Source organism: Halomonas sp. MS1 (genome assembly GCF_024182575.1).
Taxonomy (GTDB): domain Bacteria; phylum Pseudomonadota; class Gammaproteobacteria; order Pseudomonadales; family Halomonadaceae; genus Vreelandella.
On sequence record NZ_CP098926.1, the window covers coordinates 2918801 to 2944139 of the forward strand.

Annotated in this window: 22 protein-coding genes and 3 tRNA genes; 14 read left to right on the plus strand and 11 right to left on the minus strand. The window is 52.3% G+C overall.

Annotated elements, in window-relative coordinates:
- The first annotated feature begins 92 nt into the window (after nucleotides 1-92).
- From prmB to phaC, 5 genes are all read left to right on the plus strand, one after another.
- A complete protein-coding gene (prmB, locus tag NF683_RS13255) occupies nucleotides 93-1052 on the plus strand; it encodes a 50S ribosomal protein L3 N(5)-glutamine methyltransferase (protein WP_253920214.1) in 960 nt (319 codons plus the stop codon).
- A gap of 13 nt (nucleotides 1053-1065) precedes the next feature.
- Nucleotides 1066-2157: a chorismate synthase gene (gene aroC, locus NF683_RS13260; RefSeq protein WP_038482654.1), complete on the plus strand. Its 1092-nt coding sequence runs from the start codon at nucleotides 1066-1068 to the stop codon at nucleotides 2155-2157.
- A 60-nt stretch (nucleotides 2158-2217) separates the two neighbouring features.
- A complete protein-coding gene (locus NF683_RS13265; protein WP_089038687.1) occupies nucleotides 2218-2628 on the plus strand; it encodes a hypothetical protein in 411 nt (136 codons plus the stop codon).
- Nucleotides 2629-2783: 155 nt separating this feature from the next.
- Nucleotides 2784-3194 carry a phasin family protein gene (locus tag NF683_RS13270; RefSeq protein ID WP_038482660.1) on the plus strand — a complete coding sequence of 137 codons (411 nt, stop codon included), beginning with the start codon at nucleotides 2784-2786 and terminating at the stop codon, nucleotides 3192-3194.
- 93 nt (nucleotides 3195-3287) lie between these two features.
- The gene (gene phaC / locus NF683_RS13275; RefSeq protein WP_253920215.1) at nucleotides 3288-5141 is read left to right on the plus strand and encodes a class I poly(R)-hydroxyalkanoic acid synthase; all 1854 of its coding nucleotides are present in this window, start codon (nucleotides 3288-3290) and stop codon (nucleotides 5139-5141) included.
- A gap of 163 nt (nucleotides 5142-5304) precedes the next feature.
- Here phaC and NF683_RS13280 read toward each other — a convergent pair whose 3' ends face one another.
- From NF683_RS13280 to NF683_RS13295, 4 genes are read right to left on the minus strand one after another with little or no spacing between them, the layout of a single operon-like run.
- On the minus strand, nucleotides 5305-6495 hold the full coding sequence (locus tag NF683_RS13280; protein ID WP_253920216.1) for an ABC transporter permease: 1191 nt from the start codon (nucleotides 6493-6495) through the stop codon (nucleotides 5305-5307).
- Nucleotides 6495-7640 carry an ABC transporter permease gene (locus NF683_RS13285; RefSeq protein WP_253920217.1) on the minus strand — a complete coding sequence of 382 codons (1146 nt, stop codon included), beginning with the start codon at nucleotides 7638-7640 and terminating at the stop codon, nucleotides 6495-6497. Before NF683_RS13285 ends, NF683_RS13280 begins: the two co-directional genes overlap by 1 nt.
- Nucleotides 7627-8640 (minus strand): HlyD family secretion protein, encoded by a 1014-nt coding sequence (locus tag NF683_RS13290; protein ID WP_253920218.1) that lies wholly within the window; start codon nucleotides 8638-8640, stop codon nucleotides 7627-7629. The genes NF683_RS13285 and NF683_RS13290 overlap by 14 nt, the downstream gene beginning before the upstream one ends.
- A complete protein-coding gene (locus tag NF683_RS13295) occupies nucleotides 8637-10070 on the minus strand; it encodes a TolC family protein (protein WP_253920219.1) in 1434 nt (477 codons plus the stop codon). The genes NF683_RS13290 and NF683_RS13295 overlap by 4 nt, the downstream gene beginning before the upstream one ends.
- 424 nt (nucleotides 10071-10494) lie before the next feature.
- Between NF683_RS13295 and NF683_RS13300 the strand changes: the two genes are divergently transcribed.
- A complete protein-coding gene (locus NF683_RS13300; RefSeq protein WP_249017706.1) occupies nucleotides 10495-11859 on the plus strand; it encodes a metal-dependent hydrolase family protein in 1365 nt (454 codons plus the stop codon).
- A 237-nt stretch (nucleotides 11860-12096) separates the two neighbouring features.
- On the opposite strand, the gene lnt is transcribed toward NF683_RS13300, so the two are convergent.
- The 5 genes from lnt to miaB all read right to left on the minus strand — a co-directional run bounded on the left by lnt (nucleotide 12097) and on the right by miaB (nucleotide 17805).
- Nucleotides 12097-13554: an apolipoprotein N-acyltransferase gene (gene lnt, locus NF683_RS13305; RefSeq protein WP_253920220.1), complete on the minus strand. Its 1458-nt coding sequence runs from the start codon at nucleotides 13552-13554 to the stop codon at nucleotides 12097-12099.
- Nucleotides 13555-13591: 37 nt separating this feature from the next.
- Complete coding sequence (locus tag NF683_RS13310) at nucleotides 13592-14485, minus strand: HlyC/CorC family transporter (protein WP_089038679.1); 894 nt, start codon at nucleotides 14483-14485, stop codon at nucleotides 13592-13594.
- Between the two features lie 352 nt (nucleotides 14486-14837).
- Nucleotides 14838-15299, minus strand: coding sequence for an rRNA maturation RNase YbeY (ybeY, locus tag NF683_RS13315; protein WP_253920221.1), 462 nt, complete (start codon nucleotides 15297-15299; stop codon nucleotides 14838-14840).
- Nucleotides 15296-16375, minus strand: coding sequence for a PhoH family protein (locus NF683_RS13320; RefSeq protein ID WP_089040887.1), 1080 nt, complete (start codon nucleotides 16373-16375; stop codon nucleotides 15296-15298). The genes ybeY and NF683_RS13320 overlap by 4 nt, the downstream gene beginning before the upstream one ends.
- Before the next feature lie 86 nt (nucleotides 16376-16461).
- Nucleotides 16462-17805: a tRNA (N6-isopentenyl adenosine(37)-C2)-methylthiotransferase MiaB gene (gene miaB / locus NF683_RS13325; RefSeq protein WP_038482686.1), complete on the minus strand. Its 1344-nt coding sequence runs from the start codon at nucleotides 17803-17805 to the stop codon at nucleotides 16462-16464.
- Between the two features lie 198 nt (nucleotides 17806-18003).
- Between miaB and NF683_RS13330 the strand changes: the two genes are divergently transcribed.
- The 4 genes from NF683_RS13330 (at nucleotide 18004) to NF683_RS13345 (ending at nucleotide 18920) form a co-directional block, all read left to right on the plus strand.
- Nucleotides 18004-18079: transfer RNA gene (locus tag NF683_RS13330), tRNA-Asn, on the plus strand.
- A 69-nt stretch (nucleotides 18080-18148) separates the two neighbouring features.
- A tRNA-Asn gene (locus NF683_RS13335) sits at nucleotides 18149-18224 on the plus strand.
- A gap of 39 nt (nucleotides 18225-18263) precedes the next feature.
- Nucleotides 18264-18339: transfer RNA gene (locus NF683_RS13340), tRNA-Asn, on the plus strand.
- A 212-nt stretch (nucleotides 18340-18551) separates the two neighbouring features.
- On the plus strand, nucleotides 18552-18920 hold the full coding sequence (locus NF683_RS13345; protein WP_275050919.1) for a metalloregulator ArsR/SmtB family transcription factor: 369 nt from the start codon (nucleotides 18552-18554) through the stop codon (nucleotides 18918-18920).
- 64 nt (nucleotides 18921-18984) lie between these two features.
- On the opposite strand, the gene NF683_RS13350 is transcribed toward NF683_RS13345, so the two are convergent.
- Complete coding sequence (locus NF683_RS13350; protein ID WP_253920222.1) at nucleotides 18985-19911, minus strand: LysR family transcriptional regulator; 927 nt, start codon at nucleotides 19909-19911, stop codon at nucleotides 18985-18987.
- A gap of 145 nt (nucleotides 19912-20056) precedes the next feature.
- Here NF683_RS13350 and NF683_RS13355 point away from each other — a divergent pair, with 145 nt between their 5' ends.
- The 4 genes from NF683_RS13355 to NF683_RS13370 are packed head-to-tail and all read left to right on the plus strand — an operon-like array spanning nucleotide 20057 to nucleotide 23027.
- Entirely contained in the window at nucleotides 20057-20830 is a 774-nt protein-coding gene (locus tag NF683_RS13355) for an SDR family oxidoreductase (protein WP_089038659.1), read from the plus strand.
- Between the two features lie 59 nt (nucleotides 20831-20889).
- Complete coding sequence (locus NF683_RS13360) at nucleotides 20890-21141, plus strand: hypothetical protein (protein WP_253920223.1); 252 nt, start codon at nucleotides 20890-20892, stop codon at nucleotides 21139-21141.
- A 48-nt stretch (nucleotides 21142-21189) separates the two neighbouring features.
- On the plus strand, nucleotides 21190-22371 hold the full coding sequence (locus NF683_RS13365) for a low temperature requirement protein A (protein ID WP_253920224.1): 1182 nt from the start codon (nucleotides 21190-21192) through the stop codon (nucleotides 22369-22371).
- Complete coding sequence (locus NF683_RS13370; protein WP_253920225.1) at nucleotides 22368-23027, plus strand: potassium channel family protein; 660 nt, start codon at nucleotides 22368-22370, stop codon at nucleotides 23025-23027. The genes NF683_RS13365 and NF683_RS13370 overlap by 4 nt, the downstream gene beginning before the upstream one ends.
- A 156-nt stretch (nucleotides 23028-23183) precedes the next feature.
- Here NF683_RS13370 and NF683_RS13375 read toward each other — a convergent pair whose 3' ends face one another.
- On the minus strand, nucleotides 23184-25283 hold the full coding sequence (locus NF683_RS13375) for a carboxy terminal-processing peptidase (RefSeq protein WP_253920226.1): 2100 nt from the start codon (nucleotides 25281-25283) through the stop codon (nucleotides 23184-23186).
- Between the last annotated feature and the right edge of the window lie 56 nt (nucleotides 25284-25339).

A 25339-nucleotide genomic window follows, 5' to 3' on the forward strand; every position in this document is an offset into this window, starting at 1 on the left:
CTGTGAACCGTTCACCGTGAACCACGCGCTGTGAACCAGACGGCGTCAAAGGTACAATCCTTCCATGAACTTTTTACACGCCAGGAGCCGCTGTGACTACGCATCTCAATGATGAGACCTCCCACTCAATGCTTTCGTTGCCGGAATCGGCATTGGTGAGCGAGCTTTTTACACTGCGCGATTACTTACGCTGGGTGTCCAGCGAGTTTTATCTGGCGGGGCTGCACTATGGGCATGGCACGGAATCGCCCTGGGACGAAGCCGTTGCGCTTTGCTTAGGCGCACTGCATCTGCCATGGAACGTCGACCCAGCTGTGCTGGATGCCCGCTTGCTGCCAATAGAGCGCGAACGCATTATCCGGTTAGCGCGAGAGCGGGTGACGACTCGCCGCCCGCTGCCTTACTTACTGGGCGAAGCTTTTTTTGCAGGATTCCCGTTCAGCGTTGACGAACGCGTGTTAATTCCGCGCTCGCCCATTGCCGAGCTGATTGAAGACGGCTTTGCTGCATGGTTCCCGGAAGAGCCGCCTGCCCGAGTATTGGACTTATGTACCGGTTCTGGCTGTATCGGCATTGCCACTGCATTGGTGTTGCCTACCTGCGAGGTGGCGTTGGCGGATATTAGCCAGGATGCCTTAGCAGTTGCTCGTCAAAACATTACGCGTCACGACGTTGGTGATCGCGTGCGGGCTGTCGAATCCGATGTGTTTGATGGCCTGGAAGGGCAGCGTTTTGACCTAATCGTGTCTAACCCACCTTATGTTGATGCGCGTGATCTGGCCACCATGCCTGCCGAGTTCCGCCATGAACCTGCCCTGGCGTTAGGCGCTGGTAACGACGGGTTGGATATCGTGCGACGCATTTTGCGTGAAGCACACCAGCACTTAACCGACGAGGGCTGGCTGATTGTTGAAGTTGGCAATTCCGACCGCCATGTGGAGGCTGCTTTCCCTGAAGTGCCCTTTATCTGGCTTGAATTCGAGCGTGGCGGCCAGGGTGTTTTTGCCTTGAGCGCCGCTGAACTCGACGCCCATGTGGCGTCTTTTGCGTGAGGAACTAACGCCCATGTCTGGCAATACCTTTGGCAAGCTATTTACCGTTACCACGTTTGGTGAGAGCCACGGCCCTGCTTTAGGCGCTATTGTTGACGGTTGCCCGCCTGGCATACCGATCAGTGAAGCAGACTTGCAGCTTGATCTAGATCGCCGCCGCCCAGGTAGCTCTCGACACACCACTCAGCGTAAAGAGCCGGATCAGGTGCGGATTCTTTCTGGCGTGTTTGAAGGCAAAACTACGGGGACGTCGATTGGTTTATTGATCGAGAACACCGACCAGCGCTCCAAAGACTACTCTAAAATCAAAGATCAATTCCGTCCTGCCCACGCTGACTACACTTACCATCATAAGTATGGCCATCGCGATTATCGGGGCGGCGGTCGTTCTAGCGCGCGAGAAACAGCCATGCGTGTTGCTGCTGGCGCTATTGCCAAGCAGGTACTGGCCGCGCAAGGAATTCAGATTCGCGGTTATATGAGCCAGTTGGGGCCCATTAAAATCGAATTCAAAACCTGGGACGCGGTAGGCGAAAATGCCTTTTTCTGCCCTGACCCGGACAAAGTGGCCGAACTTGAAGCCTATATGGATCAGCTGCGTCGGGATCAAGATTCCGTAGGCGCTGAAATTACCGTGATTGCTGATGGTGTGCCGGTCGGGTTAGGCGAGCCGGTCTTCGACCGTTTAGATGCTGATCTGGCGCATGGTTTGATGAGCATCAATGCGGTAAAAGGGATAGAAATCGGCGCTGGATTTGGTTGCATTGCCCAGCGTGGCAGCGAGCACCGTGACGAGATGACGCCTGAAGGGTTTCTTTCTAATCACGCGGGCGGGGTGTTGGGCGGAATCTCCAGTGGCCAACCGATTGTCGCTCGATTAGCGTTGAAGCCAACGTCAAGTATTACCACGCCTGGGCGATCAATTGATATACATGGTCAGCCAGTTGAGGTAATAACGAAAGGCCGCCATGACCCTTGTGTCGGTATCCGTGCGACGCCTATCGCTGAGGCGATGATGGCAATCACGCTGCTAGATCATTGGCTACGTCATCGTGGACAAAATGGCGATGTTAGCGTTGACACGCCACGTTTAGAACAACAATAACAGCACGGTGCGCTTGGCGTAACGCTGCTACACTCTAGGAAGATGGTTAAGGAGTCGCCTATGAAGATCAACGTTGAATTTGACCTGACACCGGATGAGTTTCGCCAATCACTAGGGCTGCCGGATGTTGAGGCGTTTCAGCAAAGCCTGCTGGAAAATATTCAGCGGCAAATGGAGTCAGGGGAGGATGGCTATGACCCTATGAATCTAATGCGTCCTTTCCTGCAGCAGCCGATGATGCAACAAGGTCTCTCCCAAGGGTTAGCTAACTTTGGCACGTATCAACAGATGATGTTGGACATGTTACGCAAAGCGGGTTCCTCCGGCAGCGGTGCCGAACAGGATGACGGCACAGATCAAGGCGAGTCTCAAGAGGCTGCTAAGCCAGCAGCGTCAGGTAGAAGCGCATCAAGTGCGAGAAGCTCCAAAGCGAAAGCGACGGCTTCTTCACGTTCTCGCACTAAAGGGTAGAACTGTCATGTGAAATGTGTAGCGTGGTTGAGCGAGCTGCTAAGAATGTTGCAAAGCAGCATTGCAGCGTTTACTCTTTTTGCAGTGCAGCAATTTTGCCATGTGATGAGCCACTCCAGGCTCATGCCAAGGAACGAGAGACAGGAGCAGACACTATGCAAGATAAAATGATGGACGCCTTTAGTACCCAAACCCGCCAAATGTTTGAGCCAATGCGTAAGATGAACTCGCTGATGCTCAACAACATGGAAAAAATGACCCAGTATCAGCTGGAAGCAATGAAACGCTACAGCCAGATGGGCACCGAGCGCATTCGTAGCGCGACGGAAATTGACGATGCAGAGAGCCTGCGTGATTTTGGCACCAAACAAGCCGAAATGATGAACGAGCTTTCTCAGCAAATGCAGGAAGATGCCCGTGTCATGGGTGAGATGAGCTTGCAATTCAAATCCGAAATGGAAAAGCTGTTCAGCGAAGCTGGGCAGAAAATGAGCGAGCAAGCCACCTCTGCCACGAAAAGTGAACAGCCTGCGAAAGCGACTAGCCAGTCTTCACGTAAAAGCTAAACGCAACTATGTTCGCGGCGCCTTCAAGGCGCCGCGTTCTTTTGGATGATGTGCCTGGGCAGAAAATGCCAAGCAGGTGAGGGGAGAGTGAGTATGCTGTCAGGGTGGAAAATGCCGTCTCAAGGTGTTTCTCAAGAAGAGCTTGAAGCATGGAAAGTGCAGCTAAGCGATGTCGGTGAACAGTACAAAGGACTGCTTGAGGATTTACTGTCACGGATAGCCCCCAGCGAAGCTGCTGACTCCGTCTACAGTGATATGCGCGAAAGCTTTGAAGCCGCCGCACAATCGCTTATGAGTAACCCTAACCTGTTGTGGCAAACCCAATCGCGCCTTATGCAAGATCAGTGGCTGCTTTGGCAACAGGGTGTGCGCGCTATGTCTGGTGAGCAGGTGACGCCATTGATCACACCTGCTAAAGGCGATCGCCGCTTTAAAGATGAAGCCTGGACGCAAGAGCCTTACTACTTGGCGATTATGCAGCAGTATCTGCTGTTTTCGCAGATGGTAGAAGAACTCATAGAAGACCTGGATGGCCTAGACCCGACGCAAAAGCGCAATCTGGCGTTTTATGCTCGGCAGTTGGTAAACGCCATGTCGCCGACTAACTTCGTATCGACTAATCCGGAAGTGATGCGCTGTACGTTGGAAACTCGCGGGCAGAACTTGGTGGATGGTTTGACGCGTCTGCGAGAAGACCTGGCGAACTCAGCCGAAGGTATCAATGTACGCATGACCGATCGAAGTGCCTTTGGTATTGGCGATAACATTGCGGTTACCCCGGGTGCCGTGGTGTATGAAAATGAGCTGATTCAGCTGATTCAATACACCCCCACTACGGAAAAAACCTTTAAAACGCCACTGTTGATCGTGCCCCCATGGATCAATAAGTATTACATTCTCGACCTGCGAGAAGACAATTCGCTGGTCAAGTGGATGGTGAATCAAGGGCATACGGTATTTCTGATTTCCTGGCGTAACCCAGGCCCAGAGCAGCGTGACATCACCTGGGCTGATTACATGCAAATGGGCCCCATTAGCGCGATGGAGGCCATTGAGCAAGCCTGTGGCGAGAAGTCAGTCAACCTGTTGAGCTACTGTGTGGGCGGCACACTAACCGCCTCTACAGTCGCTTATCTGACAAGCACGCGGCGTGGTCGCAAGGTGAAGTCCGTTACCTACATGGCGACGCTGCAAGATTTCCGCGATCCCGGTGATATTGGCGTATTCCTTAACGAGCGCGTGGTTGAGGGAATCGAAAACACGCTAGCAGTGAAGGGGTATTTGGATGGCCGTTCAATGGCCTATACCTTTAATTTATTGCGTGAAAATGATCTCTTCTGGTCGTTCTACATCAATAATTATCTGAAAGGCGAAACGCCCGCAGCGTTTGACCTGTTGTATTGGAATACCGATGGCACAAACCTGGCAGCAGGTACGCATGCGTGGTATCTGCGCCATATGTACTTGGAAAATCGCTTGGTCGAGCCGGGTGGCATTGAGTTAGACGAGGTGAAGATTGACCTTCGTAAAATATCGGCCCCCAGCTATTTCGTATCGACGAAAGAAGATCACATCGCGAAGTGGAACAGTACGTATTATGGTGCGCTGTTGCCCAAAGGGCCGGTGACGTTTGTGTTGGGTGGTTCTGGCCATATTGCGGGCATTGTGAACCCCCCTCATAAGAATAAATACGGCTACTGGACCAACGATGCGCTGCCCAAAACGCATGATGAGTGGCAAGAAGGCTCGACCTTTAATGAAGGCTCCTGGTGGCCGCATTGGCAGGCCTGGGTAACGGAGAACGGCTATGCAGATCCTGATCCGGAAAAAATGGTGCCCGCGCGTCAGCCTGGAGAAGGTGGGCTAAGTATTATTGAAAGCGCGCCTGGTCGCTATGTGAAAATGACAATTCCCGAAGTGCTGGGCGAACTCCCTGCCGCAGAATAATTTGCCATCATGGCATGATGGGCTGATGAAAAACCGTTACGTTTATCTTTACGGTAACGTTTAGAGTGGTAGAAAATGGCGGTGTGTCTCGTTGGCGTTGACCGATCGAGACATCACCGCCATTTGCGTCTCTGCTATTAATACCTCTTCTGTTAGTAGCCCTTTATTCGTCCCTGTCAGCAATGTCACTGCAATGAGCTTGTCGTGGGCTTGGCTGGCGTTGCTGCCAAGCGAGCCACCAAAGCCATCCGCCATACAGAACGCATAATCCAACCAGTACGCTAATTTCCCGCCCGATACTGAGCAGTGGAGCCCCCATTTGGTTAATCGCCAAAAAACCTTGTATGCCAGGTTTTACCGGAATCAGCAGGCTTAGGGTATCTAGCCACTTGGGCAAGCTCTCTGCAGGCCAAGCAAACCCAGCGGTGAAGACGATCGGTAGGGACGAGAGGAGCACCAGGACAGTGGGAAGCTCCGGTCGCGGAAGCAAGTAGCCCAGCCAAATGGCGAACAGCGTGGCGCTCATGAAAAATAGCACGCTGAAGACCAGTAATTCACTAGGTGCCGCTACATGGGGGACACCATAAAGCTGAAAGAAAAAGCCAAAATAGAGCATGGCAAATAACAGGTAGATAAGCATAAAGGTGACAAGTCGAAGCGGCAGTGCTAATGCAAGCGATGGCGCGGTTTGCCCCAGGCGCCTGCGTGCACGATCTTTGATGGTTACACTACCCGCGGCAATTAGCAGCGTCTGGTGCAGAATTAATACGAAGACAGCCGGCACAATGTAATTGATGTAGCCAGACGTGGGGTTGAACGCGGGCTTAGTAGTGATTCGCATAGGCATGATCTGACCGGGAATCTGAGCAGGGTTTTCTCCTTTCATTAAGCTACCAACGATTTGGGTTTGTACACTGAGTGTCGTCGCGGCCGTCAGCAAGCCCTCGACAACATTGCCGTAAATTAGAAAGTAACTGGCGTCCCCAGCGAAAGACAGGCTGGTAGGGCGACCTAAATAAACATCCCGCTCGAAGCCAGACGGAATAATCAGGAGTCCATGAACATCATCATTGGCCAGTAAGGCTTCTGCTTCCGCCATGCTGGAAGGCTGAGCGGCGACTCGAATTTGGGGAGCCGCATCTGCCATGCGGATAAGTTGCCGCGCTAGATGAGTGTGGTCATGATCCACCACCGCCACCGCTTGCTCTCCCGGCACACTCTTATGATAGGGAAGAGGGTAAAGAACGGCATAAAACAGTAAGCCGCCAACAATAACGAGCAGCACGGCCCGATCAGCAAATATATTCGCAATCTCTACCTGACACGCTTGCCAACACCGTTGCCAGGCACTCATTAGGACACCTGCTCGGCAGGGTTGATGTTTAATTGTTTTGGCAAGGCATGAATGGCTAAGGGGAGTGGCAGCAGAAACAGCAGCAATATCAACAAGGGGGGTAGCAGAGTAGCCAGCGGTGCTCCGTGGTCAGCCACTGCTACCTGGAGTTCAATATAGTGTGTGGATGGCATTAAGTTTCCCCAGACCCGTGCCAGCATATTCATATCGCCTCTTGGGAAGGTAATTCCCATAAAGGCAAAGGCTGGCGCTAGATAGGCGGCGCAAAGGCTTAGTGCGCGTACTTTGTTGGCAACCGCGGAGAGAATCAGCGTAGCCATACTTTGCACGGCCAGTACCATCAGTGCCATTCCGGCCACTAACCAAGCAAGGCTGTCCTCTGGTGACCAGCCGAGAAAGTAACTATACAGGCCCAGCATTAATACTCCCTGAAGCCAAAGCAGCAACGAAATAGGCGTCAGTAGTTGCCAAAGTGCGATACTTCTAGCGGAGAAAGTGGCTGGTAAAGGGGCTTTTTCGAGCCGCCAGCAAAGTGTAAGCAGCGTGGCGACAACAATCACAATTTGCCAAAGTGCGGGTGTGATCGTGGTGACTAAAAAGCGGGCATAGCTCATCCCAGAGTTATAAAGGGAGGTGATTTGTGGGCGCACAGGAGCCGCTGCGGCTACGGCTTGTGGTAACGCATAACCTTGACCAAGCCGCAATGCGACACCTGCTTCGGCGGCGAAGGTCATACCTGATTGAGTTAACGCGGAGGATATGAATTTTCCGGCCAGCAGGTATTGGCTATTGTAGAAAGCGACGACTTCAGGGCTGAGAGAGAGGCGCAAGTCGCGGCCAAAGTCACGTGGAATGATCAATAGTGCTAAGACGTCACCACGCTGTAGCGCTTCGGCCCCTTCGCTTGCCGAAGGGTAGGGGTTAAGCATATCTAACGCTGGGCTGGCATCTAAATAACGCTGTAGCGAACGGGATTCAGCGGTATGGTCTAAATCGACTACGCCCACGGGCAGCGATTGTGGGGTGCCCATTTCAAATACGGCAATAAATAACAGCGTCATTAACGGGGGGAGCCATCCTGCCAGGGCTAGCAGCCAAGGCTGGCTGCGCAGCGCCTGCCAGCCATTCAGCCTAGTCGGTTCCATGTTGGCTACCTGACCGCGCATCCTCAGAAGGTAAATCAAGCAATACACTCATGCCTGCCCTTAGGCCAGGTACTGGCTCGACCGGGTGCATTTCCACTTCAAACGTGCGCATATCAAAGCCGCGCCCGGGCACCGTGGCACGCCAAGTAGCAAAGTCGCCCAACGCTGCGATGTGGCTGACTCGAAAGCGTGCCTGTTGGCCAAGAGAGGGAATATCCAGATCGAACTCGGTTCCTTGCGAAAAATGCTGTAGCAGGTCTTCACGCACATTAAAGAGTGCCCATGCCTCATCTAAATCAGTAATCATGACCACTGGGAAACCCTGGGGCACCAGTTCACCCGTATTTAGTAGGACATTGCTGATGATGCCTTGATGGTGGGCAAACGCCATTGAGTCTTCAAGCAGCTCGTTGATCTCGTCGCGCAAGCTGGTGGTCATCTCTTCGCCAGCGCGGCTAGCGGTGCGAGCTTCTTCGCGAGGGCCAGCCTCTGCTAATCTAAGTACTTCCGCTGCGGTTACCCGCGTCTGTTCCGCTACCCGTAGCAGTGTAAAGGCCTCGTCTAGTCGTTGGCGTGCCACAACGCCTTGCTCTGCTAGTACGCGAGTACGTTCATAGGTTGTGCGTGCCATGGTTTCTGCTGCTTGGGCTTTCTGAAACTCACTGCGTGCAGCAGCAATTTTTTCTTCCCGAGTACCGCCTTCCACTGCTTGTGCCAGCGAACGGCTGATTGTATCGAGAGCATCGACCTGAGTGAGTTTTGCCTCAAGCTCAGGACTATCAATACGGAATACCCGATCACCGACATTGACGCTATCTCCACGTCGTACGTCAATCTCTGCAAGCCGACCAGGGACTTTCGAAGACACCATATATTGTCGAGCTTCTATCTGACCCTGTAAGCGAAGAGGCGGTGTGCTATAGGTGTGCCAAAAAACAACGGAGACTGCGATGGCGATCCCTGCCAATATGGCCAGGATAAGAAATCTGCGCGTGGTCACGGAATTGGATCCCCCTCGCTAAGGTAAGCAAACAGTGCTTCTTGTTGACCTGTAATACTGAGTAACTGGGTAAGTGACATGACGAACCGGAAGGCGGCAGCATCACGGCGCGTGTGGGTCGTGGATAGAAAGGTTTGGGCATCAATCACATCAAGCGCTCGACCAACCCCTTCTGAGAAAGCCAGTGTTTGCAGGCGCAGGCTCTCTTCTGCCAACGCCACTGTACTTGCGAGGTCGTTATATTCTTCAAGCGCTTGGTTCGCTTCACGGTAGTGTTGGTCAAGCAGTAATTCCAGCTTGCGGGAAGCGGCTTGCTGGCGATAGCGTAATTCCGAAACAGTGCTCACCGCTGCCTGTACTTTGCCACTCCGTCCACTACGGTCTACCAGTGGCATGCTGACGCCAACGCCAACCAGCCAGTCCGGTGTGAGATCGCTTGCTAAAGAGTCGTCTTCATAAAGGTTGTAGCTGCCAAACATGAAAACATTGGGATGATAAAGTCCACGGCTTGCCTCAACGACGCTTTCAGCCTGTGCCTGGGTATTAGCTAATAGCCTGAGAGCAGGATGGTCGGCTAGCCCTGGTTGAAAATGCCCAATCGGTGGCAGCGACGCAAGCGTAAACAGGGGAGACGTAGGCGTTGGGCCCGATGAGTGACCTCCTAAGCTAGATCCAGAAGGTGCATAGTGCACCAACGACGCTAATGCTTGCTGGGCGCTATCACGCTGTTCGCGAATAGCGCGGGTAGTGATGCGTGAACGGTCATAGGCTGCTTCGGCGGCTAAGCGTTCTACCCGGGCAATTTGATACTGGTCTTCAAGTGCACGAGCAGAGCGGTAATGCTGAGCAAGGGTGTCTTCAGCTTGCTGTTGAGTCGCCAGCGCCCGCTCTGCCATGACTAGTCCGTAATAAGCGGTTACTAGATCCATGAAACGGACTCGGTAGACCTCTTCAAGTAGCAGGGAGGCTTCCCGCTCTTCCAGAGTTAATAGTTCCCGCGCAGAGCTGATTTTGCCCCCCGTATAGAGCGGCCAAAACATCGCTAACGAGCTTCTGGCAACATTGCGGTTAGTGACTGGTGTACGAAATGCATTGGGACCACCAATAAGGTCAACTAACAGTTGGCCAGGCAAAGAGTCAGCTACGCTGCTAAGCGGATTAAGCGCAAGTGCGTCTACTTCAATTGGGTTATCGAGATGGGTATAAGAGCCTAACAGGTCTATTTGAGGCAGCAGCAAATTATCGCGGGTGGAAAGCAGTGCAGCGGCGCGTTGTTGGGCGGCTTGGCCTGCGGCAACATCATCGTCTTGACTGCGCAGTTGTTGCCAAGCGTCTTCTAGTGAGAGTGGTTGTGCTTGAGCAGATTGGCTGGGTGACGCTGTGGCTATCACAAGTAGTAATGCCCATAAAAAAATGCCCGAGCTTTTCACAACTCATCACCTCATTTGTTGTTTATTAAAAATGTTAAACCACAATGTAGGTGTTAAGCACAATAAATGAAAAAAGTTTATCGGAAATTCGTTGGTTTTTCGTTGATCATCGCCAAAAGCGTTAGTAATCTATGTTAGCTGGCTAGCATTCATTGCAAGTTTTCAATAAAGCGACTGTTATGAAATTGCCTGTTGGGTAATTTGAGATATATTAAGTAGTGTTAATTGGAATAAATTTGACTTGGTCTTCTGGATTTAAGTCTTGAAAAGTTGCTTGTACTTCTTACTGCTAATCGAGGCTCTAGCCATGCCCCCGAGTGCCCGTTCTTTATTTTCGCCAGTGTTAACAGATGCCCACGCCCATCATAGCCACGGGGCATGCTGTTGTGGGTCGCCGATATTGCAACGCTTTCATGAACGGGTGATGGCAGAAATAACCCGTCGCCAAATGCTTGGGGGAACAGCGGCGGTGATGGCTCTCTTCGCAGGTTTACATGTGCCGTTTGCCGTTGGCCAACAACCAAAAGCCGATGATGGACCGCTACTGTTAACCAATTTAAGCCTGTTTGATGGCAGTGGTGGCCCGCTGCGTGATGGCGTATCCGTCAGGGTGGAGAATGGCCGTATCGACGCTATTCTGGACGGTAGTGGCGAGGTGGGCGGTATTAATGTCATTGATTGCGGCGGTCGTGTATTGATGCCCGGTTTGATTGATGCCCATTGGCATACCACCTTGGCAGCCATCTCTCAGGTGGAAGCTATGACTGCTGATATTGGCTATGTGCATTTGGTGGCAGCCAGAGAAGCAGAACGAACCTTAATGCGTGGCGTGACTTCAGTCAGGGATGTGGGAGGGCCATCGTTTGCGTTAAAGCGTGCTATTGATGAAGGGATCGTGAATGGCCCTAGGGTGTTTCCCGCAGGGGCGATGATTTCTCAAACATCGGGGCACGGTGATTTTAGAATGCGCCATGACGTACCTCGTGGCAGCACAACGCCGCTAAGTGAAGCAGAACGTCAAGGCGTTGCAATGATTGCGGATGGTGAGGCTGAAGTGCTTAGGCGCACGCGCGAGCAGCTAATGCTAGGCGCCTCGCAGATCAAGTTGATGGCAGGCGGTGGAGTAGCATCGCTCTACGACCCTTTAGACAGTACTCAGTTTACAGAACGAGAACTACGCGCAGCGGTTGAGGCTGCCGATGACTGGGGCACCTATGTGATGGTGCATGTATATACGCCCCGCGGCATACAGCGCGCTCTGCGGGCTGGTGTTAAGTCGATTGAACATGGCCAATTGGCCGATGAAGAGTCGGTAAGAATGATGGCTGGAGAGGGCGCATGGTGGAGCCTTCAGCCTTTCCTACAAGATGAAGATGCCAACGTTTATCCTGATGCCGCGCGCCGAGAGTCTCAGCGCCAAGTGGCTGAAGGCACCGTACGCGCTTATGAAATGGCGCAGCGGTTTAATGTGAAAACTGCCTGGGGTACAGACATTCTTTTTAGCCCTAAAAACACCCCGAACCAGCTGCGACATTTGGCAAAATTGACGCGCTTTTACGATCCGCTAACCGTATTGGCAATGGCAACTGGGCATAACGGTGATTTGTTGTCGCTTTCCGGTCCTCGTAATCCCTATCCTGGTGTACTTGGACGAATTGAACCGGGTGCACTAGCTGATCTCTTGGTCGTCGATGGCGATCCAAGTCGCGATCTAGACTTTCTAAACGATCCAGAGAGCAATCTTCGAATGATTATGAAAGGTGGGCGAATTTATAAAGAGCAGCTATAACAACTGCTGAATATAATTTTAAAAATTTTCTGTTAAAACGACATTATATTACTTGTTGACCAGTGCCTGAATAATATTAAGCGGGCACTGATCATAGGTAATCATTGGTTCGATAGTATCTATATTCTTGCAATGTATGCATCAGCACTTGGCACTGCGACGATAATTCAACTGATACGCATGGCTTAGCAAGGGCGGTTACATCGCCCTTGTCCACTGGAAACGGCCTTCTTGGTTTTAACGCTTGCGTATCAAGCCCGGCAACAGTAGTAGGCCAGCGAATAGCCATGCAGGCCAACTACCTGTGCGGGTAAACGGTGTTGCCCCTTCCATGGCGTAAAATTCGCCAATAAGGTAGGTGGTTTCAAATTGTGCGGCGCTATCTACCAGCTCGCCACGGGGATTAATAATTGCGGTAATGCCGTTGCTGGTGGCGCGCACGACGTAACGGCCATTCTCTAGCGCGCGCAGGCGGGCCATTTGCAAGTGTTGGTGTGGGCCAATGGAAGCGCCAAACCAAGTGTCATTAGATACCGTTACAATCACGTCGCTGTCTGCTGCACGGCGTGCCACCAGTTGTGGGTAGATAATCTCATAGCAAATAGCGTTGCCAATGGTCACGCCGGCGGCCTGCATGGGTGTTTGTTCGGAGGCGCCTTTAGAAAAACTCGACATTGGTAGATCAAAGAAGTCGATAGCACCCCGTAACACACTTTCAAGCGGCAAGTATTCGCCAAACGGCACGAGGTGCTCTTTTTGGTAATTGCCCTCTACGTTGCCAACACCAATCACACTATTGAAATAACGGTTGTCCTCGTCGAGTTGGACAATGCCAGTTAATAGCGCAGTGCTGGGCGGTAAGTTGGCTTGTACGCGTTCTAACACCGGGCGAGCTTGGTTATCGATCATTGGTAGGGCGGTTTCGGGCCACAAAATGAGGTCGGCATCATCCGCGACACGGCGGGTTAAATCGCTATAGGTATTTGCCGCTACGCGCTGGCCTTCGGGGGTCCACTTTAATAGCTGGGGTAGATTGCCCTGAAGTAGCGCAACGCGCGTGGGCTCGCTTGCTGGTGTTGTCCACAGTGAGGGCAGTGCCAACGGAACGAGCCAAATGGCGGCTAATGGCAGCGCTGCCCACCATTGGCGTCGTAGCAGCTCAGCGCCTAAGGTGCCTGTGAGCACTACCAGCAGGGAAAGCAAGTAAACGCCGCCTACTGGCGCCCAGTTAGCCAGCGGTGAATCTACATAGCTGGAGCCAACCAGCAGCCACGGAAAGCCGGTAAACAGATAAGTGCGTAGTACTTCCCCCAGTACCCATGCCCCTGCAAAGCTAGCCAGTGCCCAGCGCGGGCTGCAAAAACGTCGATAAAGCCAAAACGTGCCTGCAAAAAAGAGGGCTAATACGGACACAAACAGAGCGGTCAGAAATACCGCCAGGGGAACGCCGGTATAGCCGTAATCGTGAATGGATACGTATACCCAAGACGTGCCACTGGCGAAGAGCGCTACGCCGTATAGCCAGCCTTTTAGTGCTGCCTGAGCAGGACTTAATGTATGTAGGCCAACATAAAGCAGGCCGATGGCGATGGGCCCTAGCCACCATAATTCAAACGGTGAAGCGGTAAGCGTCGTGAAACCACCGGCCACGAGGGCAGCCAGCAGCTGAAGTGCAAAGGTGGGCGTCAACCCCATGGTGATATCCTATCGGCAGGTTGAAGTGGGCGGTTGACTAGCCGTCGCTGTCGTCGCCATCGGTAGCATTTTCACTGGCGTCATCGCGATAAGCTTCCAGCAACCGAATACGCCGATTATCGGCATTAAGAATGACGAATCGCCAGCCGCCCAGGCTAGTATGTTCGCCACGGCCTGGTAAGTGGCCAAACTGTTGCATCACAAGGCCACCGACGGTATCGAATTCGTCATCAGAAAATTCGCTGCCAAAGCGTTCGTTGAAGTCTTCAATCGGTGTGAGAGCACGAATGGCGAAGTGGCCATTGTCCAGCGTGCGGATATCGTCCTCTTCATCGGTATCATGCTCATCTTCGATATCCCCGACGATCTGCTCCAGAATATCTTCGATAGTAATAATACCAGCCGTGCCGCCGTACTCATCCACCACAATGGCCATGTGATTGTGGGTATCACGGAATTCCTTCAGCAAGCTGTTTAGGCGTTTGGACTCGGGAATAAACATTGCCGGGCGCAGCACGTCTTCCAGCTTAAAGGCATCACGGCTTTCTTGCGTTTGAGAGAGCAGGGGGAGCAAATCTTTAACCAGTAAAATGCCTTTTACATCGTCAAGATTCTCGCCAATGACCGGATAGCGGGAGTGCCCTGTTTCTTGAATCAATGGCAAGTAGCCATCGCTGGTTTGATCAAGGGTAATGGCCGACACTTGAGAGCGTGGAATCAATATTTCACGCACTTGCTGATCGCTGATTTCAAGAGCGCCTTCAATAATCATAATAGCGTCTTGATCTAGCTTCAGTTTCCCTGCGGTGTGGCGTAAAAACGTCATTAGCTCATCGCGCGAGCTAGGTTCGTCATTGTCTCCGGAAAGGGCGCCAAAGAGTTTCTCGAGCCAGGATTTTTGATTTGAGTTGCTCGATCGGTCTTCGCTCATTGCGTTTAATCTCTCTATTACGTGCAAATAGTGACTTGCAAATAGTTGTGTGCAAACAGTACGTCAAAGCACTACTAAAAAACAGCTATGAAACCTCTGATTAACTACGCTTGGCCATACTGCGTTAAAAATCGCCTCGTGCGTGAGTCCGGTCAAAATGCTCATTTACAACCCGTAAACTCGAACGCGAGTCCGATCCTTTTTTCGTTAATTTTTGCCTTATCTGGCCTGCGCTCATCACATTAATCAGAGGTTCCCTATGTGAAGATGGCTACGGGTAAACAGTCTGTCGTTTTATCACTGAGTCGGGGGATACACCACCCTAAAAGTAATTATCGTTCAGGTTAACAGCTTACTCGTGATACGGGTCAGGAATATTGAGAGTGGCAAGCAGCTCGCGCTCTAATTGTTCCATTTCTTCCGCTTCTTGCTCTTCAATGTGGTCATAGCCCATTAAGTGCAGTGTGCCGTGCACCACCATGTGCGCGTAATGATGCTCAAGAGGCTTCTGTTGTTCTTGGGCTTCATAGGCAACCACGGCATGGCAAATAATCAGGTCGCCAAGTAACGGTAAACAGACGCCGGGAGGATTCTCAAAAGGAAACGAGAGTACGTTGGTTGATTTATCATTACCCCGATAATCTCGATTGAGTGCTTGGCTTTCTGCTTCATCCACAAAGCGAATCGTCAGCTCTAAGCGGTCATCATCGGGGTGGTGTGAGAAGACACAGCCCACCCAGTGGGTGAGCTGCTCAAGGGTAGGAAGCAACGGCTCATCGATGGCCGCCTGGCGGTCAATCACGATGTTACTCATCGAGGTGCCTCTCCTGTGCGCTCAAGTGCTTGCATGCGGGCTTCGCGCTCCTGTTGGCGAGCTTCACGACGCGCGCGCTCTTGCACTTCCTGCTGCGACTCAAACTCGTCATAGGCTTCGATGATCCGCTGAACCAGCGGGTGACGCACAACGTCTTTCGCAGCAAAGTGGGTCACGCCGATGCCGGGAGTTTCCTTCAGAACATCCAGCACCTGTGAAAGACCAGAGCGCTGTCCGCGAGGAAGGTCTACCTGGGTAATATCGCCGGTAATCACCGCCGTTGAGCCAAAACCAATCCGTGTCAGGAACATCTTCATCTGTTCCGGCGTGGTGTTCTGGCTTTCGTCCAGGATGATGTAGGAGTTATTCAGCGTACGCCCACGCATGTAGGCCAGCGGGGCAATCTCGATCACTTGACGCTCAATAAGCTTAGCGACCTGTTCGAAGCCGATCATCTCGTACAGTGCATCGTAGAGCGGGCGGAGGTAAGGATCGATTTTCTGGGCAAGGTCGCCAGGAAGAAAGCCTAGCTTTTCGCCTGCTTCTACCGCTGGGCGAACTAACAGAATGCGCCGCACTTCCTGCTGGTTTAGTGCTTCTACCGCCGCGGCAACCGCCAAGTACGTTTTTCCCGTACCGGCAGGCCCAATACCGAAATTGATATCGTGCTCGCGAATGCTTTGTACGTAACGCTGCTGATTAAGGCCGCGAGGCTTAATCATGGTGCGCGGTGTACGCATAATCACGTCATCGCTGTTGATGTCGCTATCATCCTCTTCTTCTAGCGCTTCTAAGCCAGATTCCTGAAGGAAGAGGTGAACTGTGTCCGCTGCAAGTTCTTCTGCCGCAGTTTCACGGTAAAGGTGCTCAAGCACGTTAGCAGCGGCTTTGATCCGGTTAGCGGCGCCGGCCAGCTGAAACACGTTGCCACGGTTGCGCAACGTCACGTCCAGGCGGCTCTCAATCAGCTTTAGATGCTCGTCCTGTTGGCCGCAGAGGCTAGCGAGACGCTGCGGGTCATTGGGTTCAAGGCTTAGGGTGATAATGCGATTGGCCTGAGGTGATGGCTGGCTCAAGAGTAAGAAACCCATTAGTTGATGTATGTGAGACTCAGCTTACTGCCCCGGCGATGCCGGGGCAATTACCTAGGATAAGTGAGCAGTTAATAACGCTCTGGAGAGGCGAGATCGCCGCGCAACGAGTTGGGCAGCGCTTCGGTAATCTCCACGTCTACAAAGTAGCCGATCAGTTCTGTTGGGTTGGCTGCCCGGAAGTTAACCACGCGGTTATTTTCGGTGCGCCCAGAGAGTTGGCCCGGGTCTCGCGGTGAGAAACCGGATACCAGCACCCGCTGGGTCGTGCCTACCATGCGTCGGCTGATCTGCGCTGCCTGCTGCAGAATTCGCTCCTGCAAAATGGCGAGACGCTGTTTTTTGACACTTTCCGGCGTTTCGTCCGGCAGGCCGGAGGCGGGTGTGCCCGGGCGTGCCGAGTAAACGAAGCTGAACGAGTGATCAAAGCCGATGCGATGAATCAGGTCCATCGTTGCTTCGAAATCCTCTTCAGTTTCGCCAGGGAAGCCGATGATGAAGTCAGAAGAGAAGCTAATATCCGGGCGGTTGGCGCGAATACGCTCCATCTTCTCGATGTACTCTTCTGCGGTATGGCCGCGCTTCATCGCACTTAAGATACGGTCAGAACCTGACTGTACCGGTAAATGTAGGTGACTCACCAGTTCCGGGATGTCGGCAAACGCATCTACCAGGCTATCCGTAAATTCCACCGGGTGAGAGGTCGTAAAGCGCACGCGATCAATGCCATCCACTGCAGCGACGCAGGCGATTAGCTCGGCAAGGTCGATCTCGTCGCCTTCGTCATTTTCACCGCGATAAGCGTTCACGTTCTGGCCAAGCAGGTTAATTTCGCGCACCCCTTGATCGGCTAAGTGAATGACTTCATCAATAACCGATTCAAAGGGGCGGGAGACTTCTTCACCGCGGGTATAAGGCACGACACAGAATGTGCAGTATTTCGAGCAGCCTTCCATGACAGAAACAAAAGCGGTTGCGCCATCAGATTTTGGCTGCGGCAGGTGATCAAACTTTTCGATTTCTGGAAAAGTGACATCGACCGCAGCAATCTGATTGTTATTGCGCGCATCCAGCATTTTGGGCACGCGGTGAAGCGTTTGTGGGCCAAAAATCATATCGACAAAAGGCGCGCGCTTACGCAGCGCTTCACCTTCTTGGCTTGCCACACAGCCGCCAACACCAATCACGAGGTCCGGGTTGGCGTCTTTTAGCTTTTTCCAGCGACCCAGTTGATGAAACACCTTGTCCTGCGCTTTTTCGCGAATAGAGCAGGTGTTCAACAAGATAACGTCAGCTTCTTTTTCGTTATCGGTCAATTCCAGCTGGTGAGATTCGCCGAGCAGATCTGCCATCCGCGAGGAGTCGTACTCGTTCATTTGGCAGCCGTGCGTTTTGATAAAGAGCTTCTTCGCCATCGGTACCTGTCATCTATGAGTCGTCGGGGGACGAGGGATGAATGAAAACATGACTGCAATCGTAATGGGCAGTGTAACGTACAGCCATTGAATGGCGGCATTATACGGACACAAGAAACCCGGGGCTAGCCGTTAACCTATAATCGATACTTGACCCGAGCGTTTCTATCAGTATACTACGCACCGTGTTTGAGCAGTTCCTCGATAGCTCAGTTGGTAGAGCAAATGACTGTTAATCATTGGGTCGCAGGTTCGAGTCCTGCTCGAGGAGCCAACATACTGAAGTAAGTTATATAAATGCTTTCAGTGGCTTCGCTCAAAACACAGCAGCAAAATGTAATGTTCCTCGATAGCTCAGTTGGTAGAGCAAATGACTGTTAATCATTGGGTCGCAGGTTCGAGTCCTGCTCGAGGAGCCAAATTGCTGTTCTGCTTTAATTACCGCCTACGGTAAATGTTCCCCGATAGCTCAGTTGGTAGAGCAAATGACTGTTAATCATTGGGTCGCAGGTTCGAGTCCTGCTCGGGGAGCCATTCTGTTTTTTCTTGCCTTTCAGTCTCACCTTTCTAGTAAGCATTCTCTCGCAGTCGCTAGCCTGAAACGACCATTTCGCATCCCTACGACCTGTTTATAATAATACTCAATGCCCTTGCTCAATATTCTAAGGCATTCTGGGTAGATTTTTGTATCTACCGGTTAGGGGCGTATAAACTGTTTTGGCTACTCATTTTTTTGGAAGGTGTCCGTGGGAAATGCTGCCAGTTTGAATGCACTGCAGGTGTTCAAGTGCCTAAGTGACGAGACACGGTTAATGCTGGTGCTCTTGATCGCCAACGAGCAATCGCTGTGCGTGTGCGAACTGACCTATGCGCTAGAGGAGTCGCAGCCTAAAGTGTCGCGTCATTTGGCCCAGTTGCGTCAGTGTGGGTTGTTAGTCGATCAGCGAGAGGGGCAGTGGGTTTATTATCGTTTGTCGCCTCAACTACCTGGATGGGCGCAAGATGTTATTCGTGCAGGCGCTGAGGGCAGTGCAGTGCGGTTGAGCACGCTTACTCAGCGATTAGTTAAGATGGGTGATCGGCCGACGCGGCGGGCAGCGCTTTCTTGCTACTAATTTTAGCGAAATTTTTTATCGTTACTCGCTAGAAAAGCTGAGCTTGGTTGTTGGTTGACGGGGGTTATGCTGACTTGTCAATGCTCTCTCTTTGGGTGGGGCTTTGCGAAATAACGCCGTGCCTCTCAAGTATGCTTTCCAGCCAGAGTAAAAAAACGCGCACTTTGGGGGATAGGTTGCGTCGTTTGGTGAACAAAAATGAGAGTGGAATTGATGGTGGCGGTGTGTCCGGCAGTATCTCCTTGAGTTCACCTCTTTCAAGAAGATGGCGTACATCATAGGCGGGCACTTGAATTAAGCCCAGCCCAGACAGGGCAGCCGCGACATAGGCCTCGGCTCCGTCGACGGTAATGGCGCTGCGCATTTTGATTTCTATCAAGTGCTCGCCCTGCTGGAATTCCAGCGTCGCGGTTGAGGCCGGAAGCCGGGGAGAGTAGTTGATCAGTAAATGAGAGCTCAGGTCATCAAGCTTCTTTGGTAGCCCGTGGCGAGCCAAATAGGCGGGGCTGGCACAGGTCACGAAATCCACTTCGCCAAGAGGGCGGCAAACAAGGTCTGAATCTAGCAGTACCCCGAGCCGCAACACGCAGTCGACGCCGTCAGCGACCAGATCTACTATCCTATCGCTTGCGCTTATGTCAATCGTTAGGTAAGGGTGCTGGGCGATAAAGTCTGATAATGCAGGGAAGACGAGCCTGCGAGCGATACGGCTAGGAATGTCGACGCGAAGTCGACCGCTTAGACACAGGTTGCCAGGTAGGAACATCTGCTCGGAGGTAGCTACGGCATCGACGATGTTCTGTGCCGTTTCTAGAAACCGCCTACCATCCTGGGTTGGAACGACCTTGCGAGTGCTGCGAAACAAAAGCTGCGTTTGCAGCCGGTCTTCCAATACTTGGATTTCCGTTGAGACAGTAGAGCGAGGTATAGCCAGTGCCTCAGCTGCCCGCGTGAAATTTCCACTCTCCATCACTTGGATGAAGATTTGCATTTGCCTGATGCGATCCATTGCTATTGTTCGTATATTCCGACAGGTCTTGTCGATATTCACATGTTTATCATGATCACACAACGCGTCATCTTATCCGTAAGCCGTTCTGCTGAACGGTGATGATACTTAACGTGAGGGATGAGCGATGTCTAATAATAGCATTGAAGGTAAAGTAGTTCTGATCGCTGGTGGTGCGAAGAACTTAGGTGGCTTGCTCGCGCAAGAATTTGCAAAAGCGGGGGCCAAGGCTGTGGCGATTCACTACAATAGTGATTCTGCTAAGCAGGCTGCTGAGCAAACTGTGGCATCGATTCGGGCGGCAGGAGCCGAAGCGGTCGCATTTCAGGCTGATCTGACGAGTGCGGCAGCCATGGAAAAACTCTTTCAGGATACCGTTGCTGCAGTGGGTAGGCCCGATATTGCCATCAATACCGTTGGTATGGTGGTTAAGCGGCCAATGGCAGAAGTGACCGAAGAGGCTTTTGATCAGTCGTGCGCAGTCAATGTTAAGGCGGCGTTCTTTTTCCTGAAGGAGGCAGGTAACTACGTTAACGATCATGGCAAGGTTTGTACCCTTGTGACATCACTCCTGGGGGCTTACACGCCATTTTATGCGGCTTATGAAGGGCTTAAGGCACCCGTCGAGCACTTTACTCGGGCGGCATCAAAAGAGCTTGGGGAGCGGGGCATTTCTGTTACTGCGATTGGGCCAGGACCGATGGATACGCCTTTCTTTTACCCTGCTGAAGGAGAGGATGCGGTTGCCTACCATAAGACAGCTGCGGCACTTTCGCCTTTCTCTAAAACCGGTCTGACTGATATTGAAGACATCGCCCCTTGGATACTTTTCATGGTATCTGATGGCTGGTGGATGACGGGTCAGACGATTCTTGTCAACGGCGGCTATACCACCAAATAAATTAGCTGGTTGACGAATATCACCGCCGGCTACCTATTTAGATTCAAAGGATACGTTTCATGCATACGGTTATGGTCATCCTCGCTGGATTGGTATTGCTGGCGGTTTTTGTCGTCTTTGCTCGTATTGCTTCAATACAGTTCGCGCGACTTTTGCCTGTTTATCTCGTGGTCTGGTTAATTTGTACTGCGATCAATATGTGGATTGGTGTCAGCCAGGCTGGCTACAGCGTAATGCAGGAGCTGCCGTTCATGTTGATCGTTTTTACTGTACCTGCGCTTGTTGCTATTTTGTGGTCGCGGAGAAACTGAGGGAGGAGCGCCGCGGATTGCTGCTATTGATCATAGAGGGAATGTTTCATGAAGGCAACAATTTTTCACAATCTTGCTCCAAAGGCTGCGTTGCGCAATATTGGTCCGGGCGAAACTCCGCGTGTGACCAATGTTGAGCTGTTTTTCGACTTGGTCTATGTTTTTGCAATTATTCAGCTTTCGCATTTCCTATTAGCCCACGACAACTGGGTAGGTGCGCTTGAGGCCGTTACGCTTTTTGCGGCGGCTTGGTGGGCGTGGAATTACACGTCATGGGCAACCAACTGGCTTGACCCAGATCATGCCAGTGGGCGCGTTCTGATGATTGTACTCATGGCTTGCGCACTGCTGATGGCGATTGCGATCCCGCATGCTTTCTCATCTCGTGCAGGCCTTTTCGTGGGTGCTTATGTTGCCATGGCGCTGATACGCGCGGGCTATATGTCCATCGTTTTTCGTGGCGAACAGATGGGGCGAAACTATGCACAGCTTTGTGCATGGAGTGCGATCTCGGGCGTGTTCTGGATTGCAGGCGTTGTGTTTCCAAGCGCTAGGTTAGAGTTGTGGATCATCGCTGTAGTAATCGACTATTCCGCGCCCTATGTTGGTTTTTGGTTGCCTGGTCAAGGAGCCACGCCAATGGATAGCTGGCCTTTGCGCGGCCTGCATCTTTTGGAACGTAACCAGCAAGTCTTCATTATTGCGCTTGGTGAATCCATCTTGCTTATGGGCGGTTTACTCGTTAGTCAATCTTTGGGGGCGGGTGTCATCGCGGCTGCGGCTATCGGCTTTTTATTGATTATTACACTATGGTGGATCTATTTCGTGCATCTTGCTGAGGCAGGCGAGCACAGTTTTGAACATGCGGCTGATCATACGCGGCTGGCTCGGGCGGGCCTGGCCTATGCCCACGGAGTAATGGTCTGCGGTGCTATTGTGGTGGCTGTCGCTATCGAGCTGATTGTTGCCCATCCGCATGATGCCATTCATACCCCAACGGCGTTGTTCGCTTTCGCTGGTCCAACGATCTTTTTGGTGGGGTCGGCAATGTTTCATCGCACCATGGCCTCGAAACTACCCGTCTGCTATCTGCTTGCCGGGGTAGCTCTTGCGGCTTGGGCCTGGCTGGCATTAACAATGCACCTTAATGGCCTGTGGTTAGGAGGCGGGATGTTGGTCGTGATGATCACCCTGGCAGCAACCGCTCATCGCGAAGGGGCGGCAGTATGACTAGTGCTCCCTCTCGGCTTGGCGGTTTGCGGGTAACAATTGGCCTTTTAGTGGCGATTTTGTTGCACAATTTGACCTATCCATTATCGGGTGCGGAGGGTGTCTGGCCTGCGCTGTTTTATCTTTTTTATGGCTCTATCTTCGTCGTAGCGACCTTCTTGCTGTTGGCTGACCGCCGCTTGCGCGCGCTGGCGGTTGTCAGTGGAGCGGCTGTGATCGTGGCTGGACTGGCGAACTCCTATACTCCAGGTGCTTATACCACTCTGGCGGTTTATCTCACCTCCATCGCCTACCATCTTGTCATTGGCGTGGTGCTGGCACTTTATATCTTCCGCGCGACCGAGATGATGTCTGATGTGCTAGTGGCTGCCGCTTCGATATATCTGGTGATTGGATCGGGCTTTACTGCAATCTTTTCGCTAATTGAATGGATCGCGCCAGGCTCTTTTGTAGTGTCGTCAGGGGTGCCGATCAACTGGCAGCAACTGTTTTATTATAGTTATGTCACGCTAACAACCGTGGGCTACGGTGATATTACCCCGCAAGGGTTCTACGCCCAGTCGTTTGCGATCTTCGAGGCAATGATTGGCGTACTATATACGGTGATCCTGCTGTCGCGCCTAGTAGGCCTTCAGACGAGTACACAGCCAAAATAGCTGACAGTCAGTGTTTCGACAAAGAGGGTTTTAAAGAGAGTTTTGGCAAAAAGGGTAGCGTAATATCTACTCAGAAGCCGTCTCAAGAAGCTTTATGAAAGGTATATGTGAATGTACCAGTCCAGAAAATGGACTGGTACATTCATTGGTGGGGTCTCAGTATTTCGCCATGCGCTGTGCGCCCTGAAGATGGGCGTAGTCGAGTAAGATTTCGGCGGCTTCTAGTACATGGGCGCGATCAACCGGCATGTCTTCATCCTTATCCTCCTCGTTGTCAGCGTCTGCGTCACTACCTTCGGGCTGCGAGTTATCACTGCGCGCATCCATCCACTCATCCAGCTCTGGCAGGTTTAAAGCGCGACGGCGTTGGTTTTCAAGCGAAAGCTGTTCAGCTTCTTGAGCCTCTAGCTCTCGTTGACGCTGTTCGCGGTTCAGGCTAACGCTGGTGTGCTGTTCGCGTAGCTGGCGAGCCAAGGTGGACTGGCGCTCTAGATAGCGGAAGTTAGGATTCTCCTTGGCACGTTCTTGGTGTTGAGAAGTCAGGGCAGCGAGGGTGTTCTCCGGAGCGCCATAGCGGCGGTATTGAACGTTCTGCACGGTATCCCAAGCAAGAGCATTATCTAGGCTGCTTTCACCAATGCGTTCTGGGTCAATCAGGCTGGGGAATATAATGTCGGGCTCAACACCGCGGTTTTGGGTGCTATCACCTGAAATGCGGTAAAACTTGGCGCGGGTAAGCTTGATTTGACCATGGCTAAGATCATTGAGCGTTTGCACAGTGCCTTTGCCAAAGGTGGGAGCGCCTACCACAATGCCGCGGCCATAATCTTGAATAGCGCCAGCAAAAATCTCCGATGCTGAAGCGGAAAGACGATTAACCAGTACGGTTAGTGGCCCGTCGTAAGTCGTGCCTGCGTCGGTGTCGCCGTAGAGCTGAATGCGGCCTTGGGCATCACGAACCTGTACCGTGGGGCCTCGGTCAATAAACAGACCTATCAAGGAGTTGGCTTCTTGAAGTGCGCCACCGCCATTATTGCGAAGATCTAGGACAATACCTTCAATGCCTTCTTTCTTGAGACTTTCAATTTCTCGAGCGACGTCGCGGGTGGTGCTGCGATACTCATCTTCACCGGCTTGCCAGGCATCGAAGTCGACGTAGAACGTCGGAACGTCAATTACGCCAATGCGATGAGGTTGGCCGTCTCGCTCAATGTTGATCACTTCGCTATGCGCTGCCTGATCTTCCAGGCTGACGGTGTCGCGAGTAATTTCAACAATTTGAGAGCGGGTCATGTCCACTGCTTGGGCAGGCACCACGTCCAGGCGTACAACGGAGCCTTTAGGGCCGCGAATCAGGTCGACGACGTTGTCCAGGCGCATGCCTACCACATTGACCATGTCGCCTTCTTCTTGGCCCACGGCGATAATTCGGTCGGCGGGCTCAAGCACGCCCGCTCGATCGGCAGGGCCACCGGGAACCAGGCTGGCTACCTTGACGTATTCGCTATCGGCTTGAAGTAGTGCGCCGATACCTTCAAGTGAAAGGCTCATTTGAATATCAAACGATTCGCTTTGGCGAGGGGAAAGGTAGCTGGTGTGAGGATCGATAGTGCTGGAGGCTGCCGCCATGATTAACCCAAAGACGTCTTCAGACTCTGACTGACGCAAGCGGGATAGTTGTCCTTCATAGCGCTGGCGCAGATTGCTTTCTATCTGCTCGTCATCTTGGTCGGTTAGAGCAAGTGTTAGCGCATCGTTTTTGAGTCGTTTACGCCAGAGTTCGTCTAATTCACTTTCGCGGGTTGCCCATGGGGCATCTTCGCGATCGACTTCTAAGCGCTCGTCGCTATCGAATTCGAATGAAAGCCCTTCATCAAGGCGTTCTAGCAACCACTCTAGGCGGGCGGTGTGGCGTTCGCTGAGACGATTATAGAGTGCAAATGCATCGTCAAGATCACCATCGAAAAGTGCTTCAGCCATGTCGCGCTCTAAGTGGCGGTAAGGCTCTATGTCGCGGCTCAATAGGTAGGAGCGCTGGCCGTCCAGAATGTCTAGATAGCGTTGGAAAGCTTCCGCTGACCACTGCTCGTCGAAGTTAATATCGGCATAATGCCCATAGCGAAGTGAATCCGCTATTTCCTCTGCCGCTTGGCGTTGTTCGTCGGTCGGCTCAAGTTGCGCCAGCGCTGCTGGGCTGGCAATGACCAGCATCACAGCAAGGGCGACCGAGCGCGAAAACGTTGCAAACAAGCTCATCAGTCAAGCTCTCCCGGATTTGTGTACACTTATTCTTCCCTAGACCCGCAGATAGC